Raw genomic sequence first — 22,006 nt, forward strand, 5'->3', positions numbered from 1 at the left:
CTGCGATCGTGGTGGCCCGGCGCGGTCCGGGTGCAGAGTCCAATAGCCCCAGATCCTGGGCAGTTCGTCCCCCGGACACCACAAGGCCCCGGACACCGCTGCGTCCGGGGCCGAGGGTCCTCGGCATCCGGGAGTGCGCGAGGTCCTCAGGAGTACGCCGTCAGCTCCTCGGAGCGGTACGGACGGGTGGGCTCCACCGAGCGCCTGCCCGGGACGGCCAGCTCGGGCGTGACCAGGACCGGCGAGCTCGCGTGCGCGATGGCCGCGCGGACGACCGGGCCCAGGTGGCTCGCCAGGGGGAGGCGGTGGTGCCGGCGCCCCATGACCACGAGGTCGGAGGTCCGGGCCGCATCGAGGATCGCCTCGACGGGTGGTGCGTGCCGGATCTCGACCGAGACGCTCACGTCGGGGAACTCCGCGCGCAGCGACCTCAGCACCGGTTCGAGCTCGGCGCGGCTGCGGGCGGCCCAGTCGCTGCGCATCGTCTCGTCGACGACGGCCACGTCGAACCCGGAGGCGAGCCACCAGGCATGCAGCACGACCAGCTCCTGGGACCGCGTGCGAGCCTCCTCGAAGGCGATCCGCAGCAGGCCGGGTGCCTCCACCGGGTCCTGCACCGCCGCCGTGACGACCGTGGAGGACCCCGGTGTCCAGCCTTCGGGAACGGAGACGACGGGGACGTGGGCCCGTCCCGCGACACCCTGGACGATCGACCCCGTGACGAAGCGGTGGAGGGGGTTGAACGCACGGTGCTGGAGCACCAGCATGCGGTCGCCCACCGTCCCCCGGACCAGGTCGTCCACCACCCAGCCGTCGTCGATCAGGTGCCCCGTGACGGACACGTCGTCGCCTGCCAGGTGGGCAGCCGCGGCGAGGGCCTTGTCGAGGACCTCCCTGGAGGCTTCCATCGCCGCGCCGTACCCGCCGGCGTAGGCCTGGACTCCCGGCAGCTGGAGCACGTGGACCAGGTGGACCGGTCGCCCGGTACGCCGCGCCTCGATCACGGCGTACTGCAGGGCTGCCTCTGCGCCGTCGACACCGACGGCGACGACGATGGCGTCGCGTGCGACGTTCATGTCGGGTTCCTCTCTGTGCGGTGGGCCCAGGCCCGGCTCAGCGCTTGATGACGACCTTCAGGGCCTTCGTCTCGGCCGCACGGCCGAACGTGTCGTAGGCGTCGAGGACCTGCTCGAACGTGAACCGGTGGGTGGCGAAGTCCTCGGCTGCGAGCTTGTGCTGGGCGACCAGCTTGAGCAGCATCGGCGTGGTGTTGGTGCTGACCAGCCCGGTCGTGATGGAGAGGTCCATGATCCAGAGGTCCTGGAGGGCCAGCTCGACGGGAGCGCCGTGCACGCCCACGTTCGCGACCGACCCGCCGGGACGGACGATCTTCGTGCACGCGTCGAAGGTCTGCGGGATGCCCACGGCCTCGATCGCCACGTCGACGCCGAAGCCGTCGGTCATGGCCTTGACCTGGTCGATCCAGTCCGCGTCGCCGTTGTTCACCACGTCGGTGGCGCCGAACGCCTTGGCCTTCTCGAGCCGGTTGGCGTCGAGGTCCAGCGCGATGATGCGGGCGGCTCCGTAGAGGCTCGCGGTCATGATCGACGCGAGCCCGACCGGTCCGGCACCCACCACGGCGACGACGTCGCCGGGCTTGACCTTGCCGTACCGGACGCCGATCTCGAACCCGGTGGGCAGGATGTCGGACAGCATGACCGCCGCCTCGTCGCTGACGCCGGCGGGGAGCTTGTAGAGGGAGTTGTCACCGAACGGCACCCGGACGTACTCGGCCTGGGTCCCGTCGATGAGGTGCCCGAGGATCCAGCCGATGCCGGAGGCGCCCTCGTCGGCCAGGCAGTGCGCGTACAGGCCCTGGTGGCAGTAGGAGCAGCTGCCGCACGAGCAGATGCAGGAGATCAGCACGCGATCGCCGACCTCGACCGTGGAGACGGCGGAGCCGACCTCGGTGACCGTGCCCACGCCCTCGTGGCCCAGGATGCGTCCTTCGGCGACGGCCGGGACGTCTCCCTTGAGGATGTGCAGGTCAGTACCGCAGATCGTGGTCGTGTCGACCCGGACGATGACGTCCGTGGGTTGCTGGATCTGGGGGTCCGGCACCTCTTCCCACGCCTTCTTGCCAGGGCCGTGGTACACGAGCGCCTTCATGACTGAGTCTCCTTCGTCTCGACGGCCGCGCTGCGATGACCGGCATCCGCTGACCACGTTCAGTCTTCGCCGGCGGCGTGGGCCCGTGGAGGGCCGAAGGTCCCGAGCGCCACCTGCAGACGTCCCGACGAGAGCGCCGTACCCCCTAGGGCTGACTGCGTCGCGGGTCCGGGTGCAGGCGGCCGGGGTCGGGCACCGCAGCGGGGACGTCGCCGAGCGTGACGAGGCGATCGACCAGGTCGAGCCCGACGTGGGCGTGGGTGATCCAGAGGACGGCCCGCTCACGAGACCCCGAGAGCACCTCCTCGGCGAGGGCCAGCGCGGTCGGGTGGTCGAGGTGGGCGGTCGGCTCGTCGAGCACGAGCACGGGGTGGTCGGCCAGCAGGGACCTGGCCAGGCCGATCCGGGCGCGTTCGCCGCCCGAGACTCCGGCGTGCCCTTCGCCGATCCACGCGTCGAGTCCCTCGGGAAGGGAGTCGAGCCATCCGCCGAGGTGCGCCCGTCGTAGCGCGGCTTCGACCTCGTCGTCGGTGGCATGGGGCCTCGCCAGCCGGACGTTCTCGACGACCGTCGTGGCGAAGACGTGGGGGTCGTCGTCGACCAGTCCGACGCGGCTGCGTACGTCGTCCAGGGAGATCGAGCGAGCGCTGACCCCGCCGACGTCGACGACGCCCTCGGCCGGGTCGAGGAACCGCAGCAGCAGCGCGGCCACCGTGCTCTTGCCCGTCCCCGAGGCTCCGACCAACGCCACTCGCTCTCCGTGGCGCACCGTCAGGGAGGCGGGGGTCGTGAGGGGGCCGTGTGGCTCCCACCGGGCCCGCGCCGAGACGAGCGCCACGTCCGACGAGGTCGGGATGCCGGTCGCCACGGTGTCGCGCACGGCAGGCGCCGTGGTGGCCAGGCGGTCGAGTCGTGCGGCGGCCGCGGCGGTGCGGACCGAGAGGGCGCCGGCATCGGGGACGGCCGCGGCGACGTCGGCCAGAGCCAGGGGTACCAGCACCAGGAGCGCGAGCATGGGGGCCGACAGCTCGCCCGCGCGCAGACCAGGGGCACCGACGGCGGCCGTCGCCGCCATCGCGGCGCCGCTCGTGACCAGCACCAGGGCGCGGGCCGCACCGAGCCAGGTGGCCGCGCGGCGCCCGGCGGAGCCGAGTCGGTCCGCGACGGCCGCGATCCTGGCGGTCGCGGTGTCCGTGGCCTGCCACATGCGCAGCTCGGTCGCCACCTGGGCGGTGTCGAGGACGGCGGTGGAGAGCTCGGCACGGGCCGCCACCAGGTCGCGCTCGGCCCGACGCGCGCCGAACCGGGCGAGGTACCAGCCGCCCGCTCCGGCGACCAGCGCGCCGATGCCGATCGCACCGGCAGCAGCCGGGAGGACGAGCGCAGCGACGGCGGCGGCCAGTGCGGCAACCAGGACGTAGGAGCGGACGGGGGCGCGCACGCGGAGCTCGCGGTCGACCTCGCAGTCCACGTCGTCGACGATGGAGCTCAGGACGTCACCCCGGCGGCGGCCGAGCCGGGCGGGCACCAGGGGGACGACCGCGTCGTAGACCTGGACCCGCCGACGCGCGAGCATCCTCAGGGCCGAGTCGTGCGACCGCACCCGCTCGACGTACCGCAGCACGGGTCGCGCCAGTCCGAAGGTGCGGACGCCGACGATCGCCACCAGGAGCGTGAGGACCCCGGGGCGGGTGGAGGCCTGGACGATCAACCAGCCGGCGGTGGCCGTCAGGGCGACACCGGACGCGGACGCCAGGGCACCGACCAGCGTGCTGGCCCAGAGCGGCCACGGATCCCGGGAGACCGGCTCCGCCGGTGCCCGAGGCGGCGTCGGTGCGGCCGCGCGCGGCTCCGAGGGGGCCGGTGGTGCGGAGCCTTGCGGGGCGGCGGGCCGTCCGAGCTCGAGCGTCCGATCCGCCAGCGCCACGATCGCGGCACGGTGGGCGACCACGACGACGGCCGACTCGCGACCGAGCTCGACGATCGTGTCGGCGATGACCCGCTCGGTGAGGTCGTCGAGATGGGCGGTGGGCTCGTCGAGCAGCACCCAGGGCCGTTCGGCGAGGACCACCCGCGCCAGGGCGAGTCGCGCCCGTTCCCCGGCCGAGAGCGTCGCCCCGTCCTCCCCGAGGACGGTGTCGATACCCCGAGGAAGGGCACGCACACGCTCTTCGAGCGCCACCCGTCGCAACGCCTCCCAGAGCCGGTCCGCATCGGCGAGCGGGGCCGCCAGCCGCAGGTTGTCGGCCACCGACCCCTCGACGAACACGGGCCGCTGGGGGAGCCAGGCCACCTGCTCCTGCCACAGTCGGCCGCCCACGCGACGCCCACCCGACAGCAGCCGGCCGTGCGTGGGCTCGACCAGGCCGGCCAGGGCGGCGAGCAGGGTCGACTTGCCGCAGCCGGACGGTCCGGTGACGACGGCGACGCCCCGAGCGGACAGTGTCGTGTCGAGCGGCGCGAGTGCTGGGGTCGCGCGGCCCGGGTAGGTGACGCCGAGATGGTCCACGACGAGGTCGGCGCCCGGCGCCGCGGCGCCACCGTCCTCCGCAGCCGGCTCGTGCTTCGCCTCGAGCAGGGCGTGCGCCGCCTCGAAGGTCGCCACGCCCTCGGCGGCCGCATGGAACTCCGCACCTACCCGCCGCAGCGGCCAGTAGGCCTCGGGCGCGAGCAGCAGCACCACCAGCGCGGTGTGCAGCCCCAGCGAGCCGGCCGCGAGACGCACGCCGACCGTCACCGCCACCAGCGCCACCGACAGCGTGGCGACGAGCTCGAGGACTGCGGACGAGGCGAAGGCGATCCGCAGCGTGCGCATGGAGGCTTCCCGGTACCTCTCGGTGACCTCGCCGATGCGCTCGGACTGGGCGCGGGCCCGGCGATGGGCGACCAGCGTCGGCAGTCCCTTCATCACGTCGACGAAGTGACCCGACAGGGCGCCCATGGCGGCCCACTGCTCGCGGGCGCGGTCCCGGGTGGCCAGCCCGATCAGCGCCCCGAACACCGGGACGAGCGGCAGGGTCGCGAGCACGATCACGGCGCTCAGCAGGTCCTGGGTGGCGATGGCGATGACCGTGAGCGGCGGCAGGACCCCGGCGAGGACCACGGCCGGCAGGTAGCGCGTCACGTAGGGCTCGACCGCGGTCACGCCGCGGGTGACCAGCACCGTGAGCTCGCCGCTGCGCCCGACGGTCCCGGGATCGGCCGCGACGGTCATCAGCTGCCGGCGCAGGTCGGTGCCGACGGTGGCGGCGGCCGCCGCCGAGCAGACCTCGCCGCCCCACGTGACCAGGCCGCGCACCGTGAGGACCGCGACCACCGCCCACGCCGCCGTACGCAGGTCCTCGCCGCGGACCGCGGCGACGACCAGGTCGGTCACGACCCAGGCCTGGAGGACGACGAGCAGGCAGGTGACCAGGCCGCCGGCCAGCACGCCGGCGAGCGGCCGAGCGGCGGGTCTCAGCAGACGACGCAGCCGCGGGTCCGAGGGCCTCACGACACCGAGGACGACGAGGCGTCGGCGGCCTGGGGGATGTGGTGCACGGAGATCCGCTTGCGGAACACCCAGTAGGTCCAGCCCTGGTAGGCCAGCACGACGGGCGTGAAGACCACCGCCACGATGGTCATGATCTTCAGCGTGTAGTCCGTGGCGGCGGCGTTGGTCGTGGTCAGGCCGAGACCGCCCGACAGGCTCGTGGGCATGACGTCCGGGAACAACGCCAGGAACAAGCCTGCCACCCCGACGGCGAGCGTCACGAAGGTGCCGAGGAACGCCCAACCCTCACGCCCGGCCCGGACGGCCAGCAGCCCGGCGACCAGGGCGCCGGCGGCCAGCACGAAGGCGACGGCCGAGCCGAAGGTCCCGGTGTCGAGCTGGGTCCAGAACAAGAAGGCCACGGCGACCGCCGCGGCGGCCAGACCCACCTTCCACGCCAGCTCGCGTGCGGCATGCCTGATCCGGCCGTCGGTCTTCAGGCTGATGAACATCGCGCCGTGGGTGAGGAAGAGCAGCAGGGTCATCGCACCGCCCAGCAGGGCGTAGGGGTTGAGCAGGTTGAAGAACCCGCCGACGTACTCCTTGTCGGCGTCGATGGGGACGCCGCGCAGGATGTTGGCGAACGCGACGCCCCAGAGGAGGGACGGGACGAGGGACCCGATGACCAGGGCGAGGTCCCAGCGGCTCCGCCAGGCGCTGTCGTCGCGCTTGGCGCGGTACTCGAAGGCCAGGCCGCGGACGATGAGGGCGACCAGGATCAGCAGCAGCGGGAGGTAGAAGCCGCTGAAGAGCGTGGCGTACCACTCCGGGAAGGCCGCGAACGTCGCGCCGCCGGCGACCAGGAGCCAGACCTCGTTGCCGTCCCAGACCGGACCGATCGTGTTGATGAGGACGCGGCGCTCGGTGTCGTCCTTGGCGAGGACCGTCAGCAGCATGCCGACCCCGAAGTCGAACCCCTCCAGCGCGAAGTAGCCCATCCAGAGGACGGCGATGAGGGCGAACCAGATCGTGGTGAGTTCCATGGCGAGCTCCTCAGTACGCGAAGGCGAGCGGCCGGTCGGCGTCGCCGTCCGGGTCGTGGACGTCGGTCGTCTCGGGTGCGGGGTCGGCGCCGCGCGCGATGTAGGTGAACATCAGCTTGACCTCGATGACCGCCAGCACGGCGTACAGCAGCGTCAGCAGCGTCAAGGAGGTGGTGACCTCGAAGGTGCTGACGCCGGGCGAGACGCCGGACGCGGTGGTCATCAGCCCGAAGACCGCCCAGGGCTGGCGTCCGATCTCGGTGAAGACCCAGCCGAAGGAGTTCGCGAGCAGCGGCAGGAACGGCAGGCAGAGCGCGGCCCACATGATGGTCCTGCCTCGCGGCCTCCGCCCCCTGCGCGTCGCGAGCAGGAGCCAGCCGGCGACGACGGCGGCGAGGACGCCGGTGCCGATCATCAGGCGGAAGGTCCAGTAGGACAGGGGGATGTTGGGGACGTAGCTGCTCGGTGAGTAGTACTTCTCGCCGGGGTCCTGCCCGTAGGTCTGCTCGTACTCCTCACGCAGCTGGTTGACCCCCTTGACCTTGCCGTCGAGGTCCCCGGTGGCCAGGAAGGACAGCAGCCCGGGCACCTTGATCGAGAACTTCTCCTCGCTCCCGTCCAGGCTGCCGACGGTCAGCAGTGAGAAGCCGGCGTTGGTCTCGGTCTCGTAGAGCGCCTCGGCGGCTGCCATCTTCATCGGCTGGACGTCGGTCATGATCTTGCCCTGGATGTCGCCGGTCACGGCGACGCCGACCGCCGCGACGAGCGCGACGGCGGCACCGGTGCGCAGCGCCAGGCGGTAGAGACCGTCGTCCTCCCGCTTGCCGCGGACCAGCTGCCAGAAGGCGATGCCGACGACGAAGGCGGCGCCGGTGAGGTACGCCGACAGCACGACGTGAGGGAAGGTCACCAGCTGCACCTTGTTGAACAGCACGGCCGCGAAGTCCTCCATCTCGGCGCGGCCGGTGTCGGGGTTGAACCGGTATCCCACCGGGTGCTGCATCCACGAGTTGGCGGCCAGGATGAAGTAGGCCGAGAACAACGTGCCCAGGTGCACCAGCCAGATGCATGCGGTGTGCACCTTGCGGGGCAGGCGGTCCCAGCCGAAGATCCACAGGCCCAGGAACGTGGACTCCAGGAAGAACGCGAGCAGGCCCTCGACGGCCAGCGGGGCACCGAAGATGTCTCCCACGAAGCGCGAGTAGTCGCTCCAGTTCATGCCGAACTGGAACTCCTGCACGATGCCGGTCACCACGCCGATGGCGAAGTTGATCAGGAAGAGCTTGCCGAAGAACCTGGTCAGCCGCAGCCAGCGCTCGTCGTCGGTGCGGACCCAGGCCGTCTGGTAGCCGGCGACGATGGCCGAGAGCCCGATGGTGATGGGGACGAACAAGAAGTGGTAGACGGTGAGGATGGCGAACTGCCACCGGGCGATGTCGGTCGGGTCCACGGGGAGTCCTGTCTCGGGCACGGTCAGGTGGTCGGATCCCAACGTAGGAAGGGGCCGAGGCAGGCCCCCACGGCGGAACGTCCCTCGGCCCCGGGACGTTGGTCCCGACGTTCCGGGGTCTCCGGCGTCGTGGGCGTCTCGGGGCTAGGAGGGTCCCGTGGCCGACCAGGCCTTGCGGATCGAGGTCTGGATCCGTGCCACCGCGTGGAGGCTGTCGTGGAGGTAGCGGCGCCGCAGCGGGTCCAGCGACGCGGGCAGGACGTGGCTGTCGGCCCGCTCGCCGCTCGCGAGGGCGGCCAGCTCCTGGTCGAAACGCAGCTGGAACATCTGCTCGAACGCGGCGACGAGGTCCTCTGCCTCGCCGCTGGTGAGGAGCCCGCATGCGGTGCCCCGCCTGATGCGGTCGACGGTCGACCCGGTCGGGTCGCCCGCGGCGAGGGCCATCCACCGCCCGAGCAGCACGACCGGCCACAGCGCGCCGCGCTTGAGGTCCAGCCGTCCCTTGTGCGGGCCCGTGCGCTCGACCACGAACTCGTGCAGCCGGCCCCGCGCCGGTCGCGCGTCCAGGGTGAAGCCCAGGAGCGCGTCGAGGAAGGTGCGGTCGCGGGTCGCGCGCAGCATGGACCGCATCAGGTCGCTGCCGAGGTCGACGTGGGTCAGCGCGCGGTTGTCGGCCACGATCGAGGCGAGCAGGAGGGCGCCCGTGGACTCGGGGTGGCTGGTCCAGCGGCGCGTGGCCTCGGCCCAGTCCTCCGCGGAGCGGCTGAACAGGGTCTCCGTCGCGTTGGCGCCGTCGGGGCACCTCGGCAGGCCGCACGCCTCGAGTCCCTCCAGCACCGTCTCGGCATGCGCCATCACCTCGTGCGGCCGGTCGGCGAGGGCAGCGGGCCACGCCAGGGCGGTGTCGACGTCGGAACGGGGAAGCGCCTCGCGGCGGGCCGCCGAGCCGAGGAGCAGCCAGGAGACGCTGCTCACGAGCGCCGGGGCGGGAGTCAGCTCCACCACGCGCTGCACCACCAGGTCGCGCACGGCGGAGAGCACGCCGCACACCTGGAGCGCCGGGGTGCCGTTGTCGGCCATCTCCAGGACGCTGTCGTCGAGCGTGGAGGTCGCACCGCGGAGCTCGTCGAGGCTCTGCGCTCGAGCGACCCGGTGTCGTACGAGGAGGGGATCGCGCACCTCCGCCGAGGCGAGATCGACGAGCCTCACGACGCCGACCGGGTCGCCGGTGTCAGAGGTCACGACGAGGTGATGGATGCCGTGCTCGACCATCTGCAGCAGGGCCGCCGGGGCGTCGGCGTGCTCGTTGACCGTCCGGACGGGGACCGAGCAGATCGCGCCGACCTCGGTGTCCCGGGTGAGGGCCGCGTCGGCGAGCGACGCGCGGAAGTCGTGGTCGGTGGCGATGGCGAGCCCATCGGGCAGCTGGACCAGCACGCACGAGTCGTCCGCGTCGTGCAGCAGCCGGGCAGCCTCGCCGACGGTTGCCCGCGGACCCGCCCAGACGAGCGGCCGCATCCTCATCCGGACCGTCGAGGCGCCCCACTCGCCCCCGAGGGTGGTGCGTTCTCCCATCGCGCGTGCCTCCCTGGAGGAGTGGCCGGCCGCGACCGAGGATACTGACTCGGTCGCTCACCGGTCCCGGCGCGCCTCGTCGGGCCGGTCCTCCAGGTCGTCGAGCCATCCGCCGTGGTGCCGGGCCGCCCACGAACGGCGGACCCGGCCGAACACCATGCCGACCAGCGCGTGATTGGTCGACGGGTTCACGACGGCCATGAAGACGTGAGCACCCAGCAGCACCGCGGCGACCACGACCGCCGTGGCGTGCGGTCCGGCGGCGTCGTCGCCACCCGCCGACAGCGCGCGGATGCCGGTGTAGATCACCACGGCGACGGCTGCGGACAGTGCCCACGCGAGGCCCTTCTGCGCCGGGTTGAACATGCCGTACTCGTGACGGTCGCGGTCACCGAGAGGACGCCGTACGTGGTCGCGGATCCACAGGGCGTCGCGCCGGTCGACGCTGAACAGCTGCGCCGCGGCTCGCAGGAGCGCCCGTGTGTTGCCGAGGACCAGGGCGGCGAGAAGTCCCGTGCCGAGCAGGACGACGGCGCCCCAGTGGACCGTCAGGAGGGGACCCGACTCCGCCTCGTCGTCGCCGAGGGCCAGGCCCGTGCCCAGCGCCACGGCCACCATGAGCACCGTCCACCAGTGCGCGAACCGCTCGGTCAGCCCGAATCGCGATACCCACTCCGCCTCGTCGGGTGTCCGGCTCTGTACTCGTTCCTTCACCGCGCCTGGCCCGGTCATCGCACTACCGCCTCTCGCGTCACGTGACCCGTCACCTCCAGAGCAGCACTCCGGGCGCCGGGCGGGCAGAGGCCTACTGCCCGAGCGGCAGGGCGAAGGGTCCCCTGGGTCCGCGGGTCGGTGCCAAAGGTCCCGTGCGTGCGTGACCTTCGAGGGTGAGACCGACGGGTCGCCGGGCGCACGATGTGGGGAAGAAGGGTGGTGACGGACATGTTCGCAAGCGACCGCTGGGACCCGGACCGCATGATGGACGGCTCCTACGGGGGCATGATGGGTGGCGGCGCGTGGGTGATGCTCCTCCTCTGGATGCTCCTGCTGGGGCTGGTCGTCGCGGCCGTCGTCTGGGCGGTCAGGGTCTCGGACGTCCGGGCGTCCAGCGGGACCTCCCACGACCGTCCACGTACCCCGTCGCCGCGGGAGGAGCTCGACCTGCGGCTGGCTCGGGGAGAGGTCAGTCCCGAGGAGTACGAGACCATCCGGGCGCTGCTCGGCTCCTGACCGCGGGAGAACCCCCGCGGCGCCTCAGGCGTCGGCCGGGCGCCACGTCCAGCCCGCGATGTCGGGCATGTCCTCCAGGTGCTCGCGGATGTACCGCTCGTGCTCGGCGAGGCGATGCGCGCACAGCCGGCGCAGCACGTCCCAGCCGTCCGGCCGTCGGGTGGCCCGCCGCAGGACCTCCTGCGCCAGGTGGTACCGCGACATCCGGTTGAGCACGACCATGTCGAACGGTGTCGTGGTGGTGCCCTGCTCGCTGAAGCCCCGGACGTGGAAGCGGCCCGGGTTGGTGCGCCCGTGGATCAGCTGGTGGATCGCCCGCGGGTAGCCGTGGAAGGCGAACACGACGTGCTTGTCGGACGTGAACAGGTCGTCGAACTGGCTGTCGGCGTACCCGTGCGGGTGGTCGTTCTCGGGCAGCAGGGCCATCAGGTCGACCACGTTGACGAACCGGACCTTGAGGTCGGGCACGTGGTCGCGCAGCAGCTCGGCGGCCGCCAGCGCTTCCTGGGTCGGCACGTCGCCTGCGCAGGCCAGCACGATGTCCGGCTGCTCGTCCTCGGCACAGCTGCCCGCCCAGGTCCACACGCCGGCGCCGGTGGCGCAGTGACGGTGTGCCTCGTCGAGGGTGAGGTACTGCAGGTGCGGCTGCTTGTCGACCACGACCAGGTTCACGTGGTCGGTGCTGCGCAGGCAGTGGTCCATGATCGACAGCGTGCTGTTGGCGTCCGGCGGCAGCCACACCCGCACCACGCCGGGCGACAGGGGCAGCATCGCGTCGATGAGTCCCGGGCCCTGGTGGGAGAACCCGTTGTGGTCGTTGCGCCAGCAGGTCGAGGTGAGCAGCACGTTGAGCGACGACACGGAGTCACGCCATGGCAGCTCCTGGGCGTGCTGGAGCCACTTGACGTGCTGGATCGTCATGGATGCCGACACCATCGCGAACGCCTCGTACGTCGCGAAGACGCCGTGCCGTCCGGTGAGCGTGTAGCCCTCCAGCCAGCCCTGGCACAGGTGCTCGCTGAGCACCTCCATGACCCGGCCGTCCGCGCTGAGGTGGTCGTCGGTCTCCAGCACCTGCCCGACGAAGCACCGGTCCGTCACGTCGAAGACGGCCTGCAGCCGGTTGCTGGCGGTCTCGTCTGGCGAGAAGAGCCGGAAGGTGCCGCCGCCGTCCGGTCGCGTCGTGGCGGCGTACAGGTCGCGCATCAGCTCGCCCGACGAGAACGTGTTGCTGACGCGCGCCTGGCCCGGTGCGTCGACGGGCACGGCGTACGCCGCGAGGTCGAGTTCCGGCAGGTCCTCGCGCAGCCGCCCGCCGTTGGCGTACGGCGTGGCCGACATGCGGCGGTCGCCCCGAGGTGCCAGTGCCTTGAGCTCGGGGACCAGCCTCCCGTCCTCGTCGAAGAGGGTCTCGGGTGCGTAGGACCGCAGCCACTCCTCGAGCATGCGCAGGTGGTCGGGGTTCTCGGCCAGTCCCGACAGGGGGACCTGGTGGCTGCGGAAGGTGCCCTGGACCTGGACGCCGTCCACGACGTCGGGGCCGGTCCACCCCTTGGGCGTGCGCAGCACGATGGCGGGCCACGGTGGCTGCGCCTGCGGCGAGCCACCGGAGCGACCCGCGGCTCGCATCGACTCGATCCGGTCCTGCGCGCCGCGCAGAGCGGCGTACAGGGCCGGGAAGACCTCACGCGGGTCGTCGCCGGCGACGAGGACCGGGTCCCAGCCCTGGCCGCGCAGGTAGGCGAGGATGTTCTCGTCGGGGCTGCGGCCCAGCAACGTCGGGCCGGCGATCTTGTAGCCGTTGACGTGCACGATCGGCAGGACTGCCCCGTCGCGCCGTGCGTTCAGGAAGGCGGGCACGTGCCAGGAGCCGGACAGCGGCCCGGTCTCCGCCTCGCCGTCGCCGACCACACAGGCGACCGTGAGCCCGGGGTTGTCGAACGCCGCACCTGCCGCGTGCACGAGGGCGTAGCCGAGCTCCCCACCCTCGTGGATGCTGCCCGGCGTCTGGACGCTGACGTGGCTGGGCACCCCTCCCGGCGAGGAGAACTGGCGGAACAGGGCGCGGATGCCGGTCGCGTCGTCGCCGACGTGCGGGTAGATCTCCGAGTACGTCCCTTCCAGCCACCCCGCGGCCACGAGCGCGGGACCACCGTGTCCGGGTCCGGTGACGTAGAGCCAGTCGCTGTCGGTCTCGCGGATCACCCGGTTGATGAGGGTGTAGATCATCGACAGCCCGGGGCTGGTGCCCCAGTGGCCCAGCAACCGCGGCTTGATGTCCCGGAGCGTCAGTGGCTCGCGCAGCAACGGGTTCTCGCGCAGGTAGATCTGGCCGACGGTCAGGTAGTTGGCGGCCGCCCACCAGCGCAGGTCGAGCTCGAGCTCGTCGTCGTCGTAGGTCCAGCGGTCGAGGTGGGTGGGCAGGGGCGATGTGGTGACGGACTCGGGCACGGGGACCATGACACCATTGGCCGCGCGGTGCGATCCAGTGACCTTGGTCCATATCGGTCCGGGTCCAATGGACTCGCGGCACGGGTGCCCGGCGTGCGCGTCAGACGTCTGCGCGACGATGCCGTCCGGGCTGCAGCGGGCCGGCCGCCGCGCGCACGGGGGGTACCGGCTGCATGACTCGCTCGATGAGCGCAGTGACGGCGGCGCTCACGGAGTGCAGCTCGCCTCCCACCTCGTGGGCGACCTCGGCGTCCGTGAGGCCCTCGAGGACCAGGGCGAGCAGCTGCCGTTCATCCCCGGTCAGCGGAGGCTGCAGCTCGTCCGCGCCCCGCATCAGCTGCTGGCTCACCCGCGCCATGGCCGTCGGTTCGATCAGGGTCTCGCCGGCGCCGACCTTCCGGATGGCGGTCGTGATGTCGGAGCTGCGGGTGAGCTTCACGACGTACCCGGAAGCCCCTGCCAGGATCGCGGCCATCAGCGCCTCGTCGTCGCCGGAGGACGTCAGCAGCAGTCCGCGGACCGACGGGTCGGCGGAGCGGACGGCGCGACAGACCTCGATCCCCGTCCCGTCCTGGAGCCGGAGGTCCAGCACCATCACGTCGACCCCGAGCCTCGGGATGGTGAGCATGGCGTGACGTGCGGATCCGGAGTCGCCCGCGACGTTGATGTCCGTCGCCGGGACGAGCAGGTCGCGAAGCCCCTGCCGGACGATGTCGTGGTCGTCGAGGAGGTAGACGTGCAGGTACTTCGAGACGTAGTTCGCCATCGGCCCGTTGTACCCCCGGGACGTACTTCCCACCAGCAGGCTCGACGAGGACTCACGTCAGCGCAACGGGCCAGCTCCCGACGGCGAACACGAGCACGGCGGCGTCGAACAGGATGCCCAGGCTCAGCCACGGGTGGAAGAACAGGATCTTGAGCGCCAGGCCCAGGAGAGCCGCGGCCGTGGCGACGAGCGGCACCGTCCACCCGGACCCGAGAGCAACCGCCAGTCCGGCGACGACGTAGGCGACCGCGGCGGCGACGGCCAGCCAGACAGCCGTCCGGTGGATCGTCGTCGGCGGCACACGGGTCGCGGCCAGCACCGCCGAGTGATCCGGCGCGAAGGGTGCCGCATGCTCGGTGTCAGCGGGTGCCGGCGGCAGCCACACGGCCAGGTGCGCCAGACCGTGCGCGACCAGGAACGCCGCGAGGAGCCACGACATCACCGGTCACCGCTCGTGCGTCCGACCCTCCGCAGCGGCACCGCGATGAGGATCACCGAGGCGACCAGGGTGAGGCCGGCGATCGAGAGCATGACGGCGACGATCCAGGGCAGGGCGGGGACCTCGGCGCCCGCGGTCACCACGACGTCGACGCCCTTGCTGGCATCGGCGTTCATGACGAGCACCGACCAGTCACCGTTGGTGGGCTCCCACGTGAGCTCCTGGGTGCCCGGACCGGCGGACGTCGTCGCCCAGAAGTCCTGCGACGCCGGTGCTCCGGGTCGTCCGTCGCCGGCCGTCGTCCGGTACACGCCGTCTCCGTCGCGTACGTCGACGAGCGTGACGTGCTCCACCCCGGCGAGGTAGGTCTCGACGTCGGACGTCGGTGCGATGCCGATGAAGACGTCCGCGGACTCGCCGGCCGAGGCGGTGATCTTCAGGTCACCCAGCAGCGCGGCCGGGGGCAGCTCCCACGGAGCGCCGACCTGCATCTGCTCGCCGGACAGGATGGCGTAGGTGGACGTCTCGAGCGTCTGTTCCGGGCTCATCAGGAAGCCGTTGTCGTCGCGGAGCGTGTGGTCGGCGACGAGCAGTCCGACTCCGGGCACGAGCAGGCCGAGGGTGACGACGGCGAACACGCAGCCGGCGACGACCGAGGTGATCCGGCCCGTCGTCCAGCGTGAGGTCGTGCGCGGCAGGGGCGGTGCCCCGGTCGGCGCAGGAGGAGTCGGCGCAGGAGCAGCCGGCGCCTCAGGAGTCGGCGCAGCAGGAGTCGACGGTGTGGGTGCGGGCGCGAAGGTGACCGTGCCCGTGCCGCCCTCGTGGCCCCCCTGGTCGAGACGGAACGGCGGATACGTGTCGGTCATCAGGGCCGCGTAGCCGGCGACCCGGAGCACCCACCGGTTCAGTCCGAGGAGGAGGTCGAACAGGGCCTGCGGGTAGCGACCGGTGACGAGCAGGACGACGCCGGCCACGCACGCCAGCAGCGGGATCAGCCCGGTCGCCAGCAGCCGGGACCGGTCGTCGGCGTTCTCGAAGAAGTAGCCGGCGCCGCCGACGAGCAGGCCCACGACCAGGTAGTGGGGGATGGCGAGCAGCCACCACTTGACCAGGACGAGGCCACGGGAGAGGCGCTCGGGGTAGTCCACCTGGAGGTGGGCGGGGTAGTCGGCCACCTCACGCAGGGTGAACGGCGGGTAGCGGTCGGTGCCCAGCGCGCCGTAGGCGTAGTAGGAGACGCGCCACTGCCAGCGGAGGACGCCGACGTTGAACTCGAAGATGCTCCGTGGGTAGCGGCCGGTGAACAGGATCGCGAAGAAGGCCACGACGCTGAGGACGACGAACGCGATCCAGAGGAACGCGAGGACGACGTAGTGCGGGATCACCAAGAGCCACTTGAGGAGCCACAGCCAGCGACTCATCTTGTTGTCGAGCTCGGCGTCGACATGGACCGGGTACGTCACGGCGCTCATCACAGAACAACTCCTTCGGTCGTCCCTCTCATCGTCGCGACGACGTCCCGGGTGCTCCCAGGGGCGCTGGTCGGCTCGCGTGGGGACCTAGGTCATGGAAGTGGCTGAGACCAGGCCCGGCGCCCCGGCAGCTCGGACATCGGGTTCCAGCCGGCGCCGAGCCGGCGTCCGGTGAGCTCGGTCAAGGGCAGCGTGACGAGCAGGGGGCGGTCTCCGCCGGCCCAGGGCTTGGGCTCCCACCCCCAGGGGAGGCGGGCCACCTCGTCGGGATCGTCCGCGATGGTCGTCGTGCCGCGGGCCATCACGCTCCAGCCGCGGTGAAAGGTGTAGTCGACGTGGTCGATCTCGAACGCGACGCGCACGCCGCGGCCGTGCGTCGCGAGCAGGCCGTTCGTCGCCGTGCGGATGAGGATGGCGCTGTCCGAGACGGCGTAGTTGACCGGTACCACAGCTGGTCCGTGCGGCGTTGACAGCCCGATGCGTCCGAAGACTCCTGAGCGCAGGAGGGCCTGACACTCCGAGTACGTCAGCTCGTAGGGGACGGCCATGTCGCACTCCAGGGCATCCGGGGGGCATTCGTCGATGTCAGGTCGCTCGCGGACCCCCCGTGGGTGTCGTCGACGATCCTCCGAGCCGGCCGGGGTCACCAGGGCATGAGGTCCCGGTACGGCGGGACTCCCAGATTCAGGCACACGGGAACCCCTCGGGAACCGACGAGCTCCGGGCAGGGCAGCGGCCCGGACCCCGGGGTCCGGACCGCTGAGTGGCAGTGACGGGGGACGCGTCAGGTCACACCGACACGAACCCCTGGACCAGTCCGATCACGGCCACCACCGACGTGGCGGCGACGACCGCGACCAGGATCTTCTCGACGCTGGTGAACACGGGCTTGTGGCTCTCCACCCGCGCCCAGACGAACAGCGCCGTGCCGACCAGGTAGAACAGGCCGGCGACCAGCACGTACTCCCACCCGCCGGCGTACACCAGCCAGACCGCGTAGCCCAGGGCCACGGCACCGACCAGCAGGTCGCGCGTGCGCCCGTGCCCGTCGGCGTACGTCTCACCCGTCAGGGCCAGCTTCACCTGGTACGCGGCCGACCACAGGTACGGCAGCAGGATCAGCGAGGTGGCGAGGTAGATGAGGTCGGTGTAGGTGTTCTCGTTGACGAGCGTCCACAGCAACATGGCCTGCACGCACAGGTTCGTCAGCCACAGCGCACTGACGGGGGCGCCGTGGACGTTCTCCTTGGCCAGCCCCTTCGGTACGACGTGGTCCAGGGCCGGCAGCCGCAGGATCTCGACGGCCAGCAGCACCCAGGCGATCAGCGCACCGAGCAGGGAGACCACCAGCCCGGCGGAGATGAAGCCGGCGCCCCACGAGCCCACCTCGTTCTCGAGAAGCCCGGCCATCGACGGGTCGGAGAGACCGGCGATGTCGGCCTGTGCCATCAGGCCGTAGGCGAGCAGGTTGACCGCGAGCAGCAGCGCCAGCACGCCCGCGAAGCCGAGCACGGTGGCCCGGCCGACGTCCTTGCGCTCCCGGGCGCGCTGGGAGTAGACGCTCGCACCCTCGATGCCGATGAACACCCAGACGGTGACCAGCATCATGTTCTTGACCTGGTCCATCGTGGTGCCGAGCCCGGCGTCGTGGCCCCAGACGTCAGCGGTGAAGATGCCGGAGCTGAACCCGACGGCGGCGATCGCGATGAAGGTCAGGATGGGGACGACCTTGGCCACCGTGACGACCACGTTCACCGCCGCGGCGTTCCTGACGCCGCTGACGGTCAGGAAGTGGACGAGCCACAGCAGGACCGAGGCACCCACGATGGCGGTGGTGGTCGTGCCTCCGTCGAAGCCGTCGAACCAGTAGCCCAGGGTGGCCATCAGCAGCACCAGGTAGGCGACGTTGCCCACCCAGGCACTGATCCAGTAGCCCCATGCCGAGGTGAAGCCGACGTACTCGCCGAAGCCGGCCCGCGCGTAGCCGTAGACGCCGCCGTCGACGTCGGGCTTGCGTTCCGCCAGTCCCTGGAAGACGAAGGCCAGCATCAGCATGCCGGCGCCCGTGATCAACCAGCCGATCAGCAGCGGACCGGGGGCCGCACTCCCGGCCATCTGGGAGGGCAGCGCGAAGATGCCGCTCCCGATCATGGACCCCACCACGAGGGCGGTGAGGGCGGGTAGTGCCAGCCCGGCGGCCGAACGACGCTTGGTCGCCCTCGGCGTGCTGGGACCAGGCCTCGTCACTTGGACGGTCATCTGTGGCCTCCTCAGTCAGCAGACGGCAGGAGGGTCCTGCTCTGGTCCCAGGCTTCTCCCCGCTGTGCCGCTCCGGGCAGGGGCGAAAGTGCCGCCCGAACGGGTCCTTCGGCACGCTGACCCGGCGGCTCGAGATCGTGCCCACGGACCCTCGACCCAGGGACTTCTGGCCCATCTGCGCAGCAGGGCATCGGCTGGAAGGTGGGGGGAACCAAGCGAAGGGGGCACGCCGCCATGAACCTGCACGTCGACTCGGAGGTTGGTCGCCTTCGACAGGTGATCCTGCACCGACCCGACCTCGAGCTGAAGAGGCTCACCCCGACCAACCACGACGAGTACCTCTTCGACGACGTGCTCTGGGTCAGCCGGGCCAAGCAGGAGCACGACGCGTTCGCGCAGGTGCTGCGCGAGCTCGGCGTCGAGGTGCACATGCTCGACCAGCTGCTGTGCGAGACCCTGGCGATCCCCGAGGCGCGCAAGTACGTGCTGGACGAGGCTCTCGACGAGCGGGTCTACGGCCCGATGGCGCTGGACAGCCTGCACCGGGTCTTCGGCTCGATGGACGACGCCGAGCTGGCCAGCTTCCTCATCGGCGGGATGACCAAGCGCGAGCTGCTCGACCGCACCGACGAGCCGAGCTCGGTCGTCGTGCAGGCCCTGGCCCTGGACGACCTGCTGCTGCCTCCGCTGCCCAACCACATGTTCACGCGGGACACCTCGGCCTGGATCTACGACGGCGTGTCCATCAACGCGATGCGCAAGCGGGCCAGGATCCGGGAGACCATCCACTACGAGGCCATCTACCGCTGGCACCCGTTCTTCGCCGACGCACGGTTCAACGTCTGGTCCGAAGGAACCGTGAACGGACAGGCCACGACGGAGGGCGGCGACATCCTCGTCCTCGGGCGCGGCGCCGTCCTGGTCGGCATGAGCGAGCGCACGACACCCCAAGGCGTCGAGCGGCTGGCCAGGAGGCTCTTCCGCGCCGGCGCCGCGTCGAGGATCGTCGCGCTGGCCATGCCCCAGAAGCGAGCGTTCATGCACCTGGACACGGTCATGACGATGGTCGACGAGCACACGTTCACCAAGTACGGCGGGCTCGGGATGCTGCCGTCGTACACCATCGAGCCCGGTGACGCCGAGCACGAGCTCACGGTGACCTCGCACCCGGCCGAGGACATGCACGGTGCGATCGCGCGCGCCCTGGGCATCGAGCAGATCCGCGTCCTGTCCGCCACCCAGGACGTCCAGGCCGCGGAGCGCGAGCAGTGGGACGACGGGTGCAACGTCCTCGCCGTCCGGCCCGGGGTGGTCGTCGCCTACGAGCGCAACGTCACCACCAACACCTACCTGCGCAAGAAGGGCGTCGAGGTCGTGACGATCCAGGGCAGCGAGCTCGGTCGTGGCCGCGGTGGCCCCCGCTGCATGACCTGCCCCATCGAACGAGAAGGGATCTGAGCACGATGGCGTTCAACCTCCGCAACCGCAGCTTTGTCAAGGAGGTGGACTTCACCCCGCAGGAGTGGACCTTCCTCCTCGACCTGGCCGCCGACCTCAAGCGCGCGAAGTACGCCGGCTTCGAGCAGCCGCGACTGACCGGCAAGAACATCGCCCTGATCTTCGAGAAGACGTCGACGCGCACGCGGTGCGCGTTCGAGGTCGCGGCGTTCGACCAGGGAGCCCGCGTCACCTACCTCGACCCCTCCGGCTCCCAGATCGGCCACAAGGAGTCGATGGCGGACACCGCCCGCGTGCTCGGGCGGATGTACGACGGCATCGAGTACCGCGGGGCCGCGCAGGCCGACGTCGAGACGCTGGCCGAGCTCGCCGGGGTGCCGGTGTGGAACGGCCTGACCGATGAGTGGCACCCCACGCAGATGCTGTGCGACATGCTCACCATGCGCGAGCACTGCGACAAGCACGACGGCGAGATCGCCTTCGCCTACCTCGGCGATGCCCGCAACAACGTGGGCAACTCGCTGCTGGTCGCGGGAGCCATGATGGGGATGGACGTGCGCATCGTCGCGCCCAGGTCGCTCTGGAACCACCAGGACGTCGTCGAGAAGGCGCAACGCATCGCCCAGGAGACCGGGGCCCGCATCCTCCACACCGAGGACGTCCACGAGGGCGTCGCCGGCGTCGACTTCCTCTACACGGACGTCTGGGTGTCCATGGGCGAGCCCAAGGAGGTCTGGGCGGAGCGGATCGACCTCCTGCGGCCGTACCAGGTCGACATGGCCACCGTGAAGGCCACCGGCAACCCGGCCGTCAGGTTCATGCACTGCCTGCCGGCCTTCCACGACCGTCACACCAAGGTGGGGGAGGAGCTCTTCCAGCAGACCGGGATGGAGGCACTCGAGGTGACCGACGAGGTGTTCGAGTCAGCGCACTCGATCGTCTTCGACCAGGCCGAGAACCGGATGCACACCATCAAGGCCGTGCTCGTGGCCACGCTGGGAGCCTGAGGTGCGCATCGTGGCCGCCCTGGGCGGAAACGCGCTGCTCCAGCGGGGGCAGAAGCCCGACGCCGAGGTGCAGGAGGCCAACGTACGACGCGCGGTCGAGGCGCTGGCCCCGCTTGCGGAGGAGCACGAGCTGGTCGTCACCCACGGCAACGGCCCCCAGGTCGGTGTCCTGGCCCTGCAGAGCGCGTCGGACCCGCACCTGACCACGCCGTACCCGTTCGACGTCCTGGGCGCCCAGACCCAGGGGATGATCGGCTACTGGATCCTCCAGGCGATGCAGAACCGCCTGCCCGGTCGGCAGGTCGCCGCGATCATCAACCAGACCCTCGTCGAGGCGGCCGATCCCGCCTTCGCCGACCCGACCAAGTTCGTCGGCGAGATGTACACCCGCGAGGAGGCGACCCGACTGGCCGCAGAGCGCGGCTGGACCGTCAAGGCCGACGGCGCCGGCTGGCGACGCGTCGTCGGGTCGCCGCGACCTCGCCGGGTCGTGGAGACCCGCCTGATCAGGTTGCTGCTGGAGAGCGGAGCAGTCGTGGTCTGCGCGGGAGGTGGCGGGGTTCCCGTCATCCGTGACGAGCGCGGCGAGCTGCGGGGCGTGGAAGCCGTGGTCGACAAGGACCTGACCAGCGCCGTCCTCGCCGAGGCGCTCGACGCCGACGTGCTGCTGGTCGCCACCGATGTCGAGCACGTGATGCGGAACTTCGGCCGACCGGACCAGGCACCCATCCTGCGCGCGACACCCGCGGACCTCCGGCGCCTCGACTTCGCCGGCGGGTCCATGGGGCCCAAGGTCGACGCCGTGTGCCGCTTCGTCGAGCGGACGGGAGGGATGGCGGCCATCGGTTCGTTGGACGACGCATCGGCCATCGTGGCGGGTCGGGCCGGAACCCTCATCACGCCCAGCGGTGAGTACGACCGACTCTCGACGTCGCCCGGTCGTGTGCCTGAGGCCGCGCGATAGCGCGTTCCCAGGCACACGACCCGAGCGATCGGTCGGGTATTCCGTCGTCGAGTGACCTGAAAGCCATCGGAATCAGGGTTGCCAGGGTGCGAGAGGGGTCAGTCGACCTCGCGTGGCGGTAGCGGCGACCGATCGCTCGTCGACTCCCTAGGTGTACCCGGCCATCACGTTGGTAGCAGGCGGCTGATTGGGGGGTGGCCTCCGAGTGCGCTGTGACGGCGTTGAGTGTTGTAGTGCTCGAGCCAGGGGGC

18 protein-coding genes are annotated in these 22,006 nt (G+C 71.3%); 4 read left to right on the forward strand and 14 right to left on the reverse strand.

The window, feature by feature from the left end; translation table 11 throughout:
* Nucleotides 1-146 precede the first annotated feature (146 nt).
* The 7 genes from ISU07_RS21830 to ISU07_RS21860 all read right to left on the reverse strand — a co-directional run bounded on the left by ISU07_RS21830 (nucleotide 147) and on the right by ISU07_RS21860 (nucleotide 10,441).
* Nucleotides 147-1,076 (reverse strand): universal stress protein, encoded by a 930-nt coding sequence (locus ISU07_RS21830; protein ID WP_194708961.1) that lies wholly within the window; start codon nucleotides 1,074-1,076, stop codon nucleotides 147-149.
* A gap of 37 nt (nucleotides 1,077-1,113) precedes the next feature.
* Nucleotides 1,114-2,169 (reverse strand): zinc-dependent alcohol dehydrogenase family protein, encoded by a 1,056-nt coding sequence (locus tag ISU07_RS21835; protein ID WP_194708962.1) that lies wholly within the window; start codon nucleotides 2,167-2,169, stop codon nucleotides 1,114-1,116.
* Nucleotides 2,170-2,314: 145 nt separating this feature from the next.
* On the reverse strand, nucleotides 2,315-5,662 hold the full coding sequence (gene cydD, locus ISU07_RS21840) for a thiol reductant ABC exporter subunit CydD (RefSeq protein WP_194708963.1): 3,348 nt from the start codon (nucleotides 5,660-5,662) through the stop codon (nucleotides 2,315-2,317).
* Nucleotides 5,659-6,684 (reverse strand): cytochrome d ubiquinol oxidase subunit II, encoded by a 1,026-nt coding sequence (gene cydB / locus ISU07_RS21845; RefSeq protein WP_194708964.1) that lies wholly within the window; start codon nucleotides 6,682-6,684, stop codon nucleotides 5,659-5,661. Before cydB ends, cydD begins: the two co-directional genes overlap by 4 nt.
* Before the next feature lie 10 nt (nucleotides 6,685-6,694).
* Nucleotides 6,695-8,134: a cytochrome ubiquinol oxidase subunit I gene (locus ISU07_RS21850; RefSeq protein WP_194708965.1), complete on the reverse strand. Its 1,440-nt coding sequence runs from the start codon at nucleotides 8,132-8,134 to the stop codon at nucleotides 6,695-6,697.
* Nucleotides 8,135-8,278: 144 nt separating this feature from the next.
* On the reverse strand, nucleotides 8,279-9,709 hold the full coding sequence (locus tag ISU07_RS21855; RefSeq protein ID WP_194708966.1) for a putative nucleotidyltransferase substrate binding domain-containing protein: 1,431 nt from the start codon (nucleotides 9,707-9,709) through the stop codon (nucleotides 8,279-8,281).
* A gap of 57 nt (nucleotides 9,710-9,766) precedes the next feature.
* Complete coding sequence (locus tag ISU07_RS21860) at nucleotides 9,767-10,441, reverse strand: cytochrome b/b6 domain-containing protein (protein WP_194708967.1); 675 nt, start codon at nucleotides 10,439-10,441, stop codon at nucleotides 9,767-9,769.
* A 210-nt stretch (nucleotides 10,442-10,651) separates the two neighbouring features.
* Between ISU07_RS21860 and ISU07_RS21865 the strand changes: the two genes are divergently transcribed.
* Complete coding sequence (locus ISU07_RS21865; protein ID WP_228522379.1) at nucleotides 10,652-10,939, forward strand: SHOCT domain-containing protein; 288 nt, start codon at nucleotides 10,652-10,654, stop codon at nucleotides 10,937-10,939.
* A gap of 24 nt (nucleotides 10,940-10,963) precedes the next feature.
* Here the strand turns inward: ISU07_RS21865 and ISU07_RS21870 are convergent, their stop codons facing one another.
* The 6 genes from ISU07_RS21870 to arcD form a co-directional block, all read right to left on the reverse strand.
* Complete coding sequence (locus ISU07_RS21870; protein WP_323742756.1) at nucleotides 10,964-13,390, reverse strand: phosphoketolase family protein; 2,427 nt, start codon at nucleotides 13,388-13,390, stop codon at nucleotides 10,964-10,966.
* 100 nt (nucleotides 13,391-13,490) lie between these two features.
* Complete coding sequence (locus ISU07_RS21875; RefSeq protein WP_194708969.1) at nucleotides 13,491-14,156, reverse strand: response regulator; 666 nt, start codon at nucleotides 14,154-14,156, stop codon at nucleotides 13,491-13,493.
* A 52-nt stretch (nucleotides 14,157-14,208) separates the two neighbouring features.
* Nucleotides 14,209-14,598, reverse strand: coding sequence for a hypothetical protein (locus ISU07_RS21880; protein ID WP_194708970.1), 390 nt, complete (start codon nucleotides 14,596-14,598; stop codon nucleotides 14,209-14,211).
* Entirely contained in the window at nucleotides 14,595-16,067 is a 1,473-nt protein-coding gene (locus ISU07_RS21885; protein ID WP_194708971.1) for a DUF4389 domain-containing protein, read from the reverse strand. Before ISU07_RS21885 ends, ISU07_RS21880 begins: the two co-directional genes overlap by 4 nt.
* Nucleotides 16,068-16,159: 92 nt before the next feature.
* Nucleotides 16,160-16,615, reverse strand: a complete 456-nt coding sequence (locus ISU07_RS21890; protein ID WP_194708972.1) for a pyridoxamine 5'-phosphate oxidase family protein — start codon at nucleotides 16,613-16,615, stop codon at nucleotides 16,160-16,162.
* Nucleotides 16,616-16,856: 241 nt separating this feature from the next.
* Complete coding sequence (gene arcD / locus ISU07_RS21895) at nucleotides 16,857-18,326, reverse strand: arginine-ornithine antiporter (protein WP_194708973.1); 1,470 nt, start codon at nucleotides 18,324-18,326, stop codon at nucleotides 16,857-16,859.
* A 276-nt stretch (nucleotides 18,327-18,602) separates the two neighbouring features.
* On the opposite strand from arcD, the gene ISU07_RS21900 reads away from it, so the two are divergent.
* From ISU07_RS21900 to arcC, 3 genes are read left to right on the forward strand one after another with little or no spacing between them, the layout of a single operon-like run.
* Complete coding sequence (locus tag ISU07_RS21900) at nucleotides 18,603-19,784, forward strand: arginine deiminase (protein ID WP_323742757.1); 1,182 nt, start codon at nucleotides 18,603-18,605, stop codon at nucleotides 19,782-19,784.
* Nucleotides 19,785-19,789: 5 nt separating this feature from the next.
* Complete coding sequence (gene argF, locus ISU07_RS21905; protein WP_194708975.1) at nucleotides 19,790-20,791, forward strand: ornithine carbamoyltransferase; 1,002 nt, start codon at nucleotides 19,790-19,792, stop codon at nucleotides 20,789-20,791.
* 1 nt (nucleotide 20,792) lies between these two features.
* Entirely contained in the window at nucleotides 20,793-21,755 is a 963-nt protein-coding gene (gene arcC, locus ISU07_RS21910) for a carbamate kinase (protein WP_194708976.1), read from the forward strand.
* Between the two features lie 164 nt (nucleotides 21,756-21,919).
* On the opposite strand, the gene ISU07_RS21915 is transcribed toward arcC, so the two are convergent.
* A partial coding sequence (locus tag ISU07_RS21915) for an integrase core domain-containing protein (protein WP_194708884.1) occupies nucleotides 21,920-22,006 on the reverse strand: 87 nt, incomplete at its 5' end.

It is taken from the genome of Nocardioides islandensis (assembly GCF_015352455.1).
Lineage (GTDB): Bacteria > Actinomycetota > Actinomycetes > Propionibacteriales > Nocardioidaceae > Nocardioides > Nocardioides islandensis.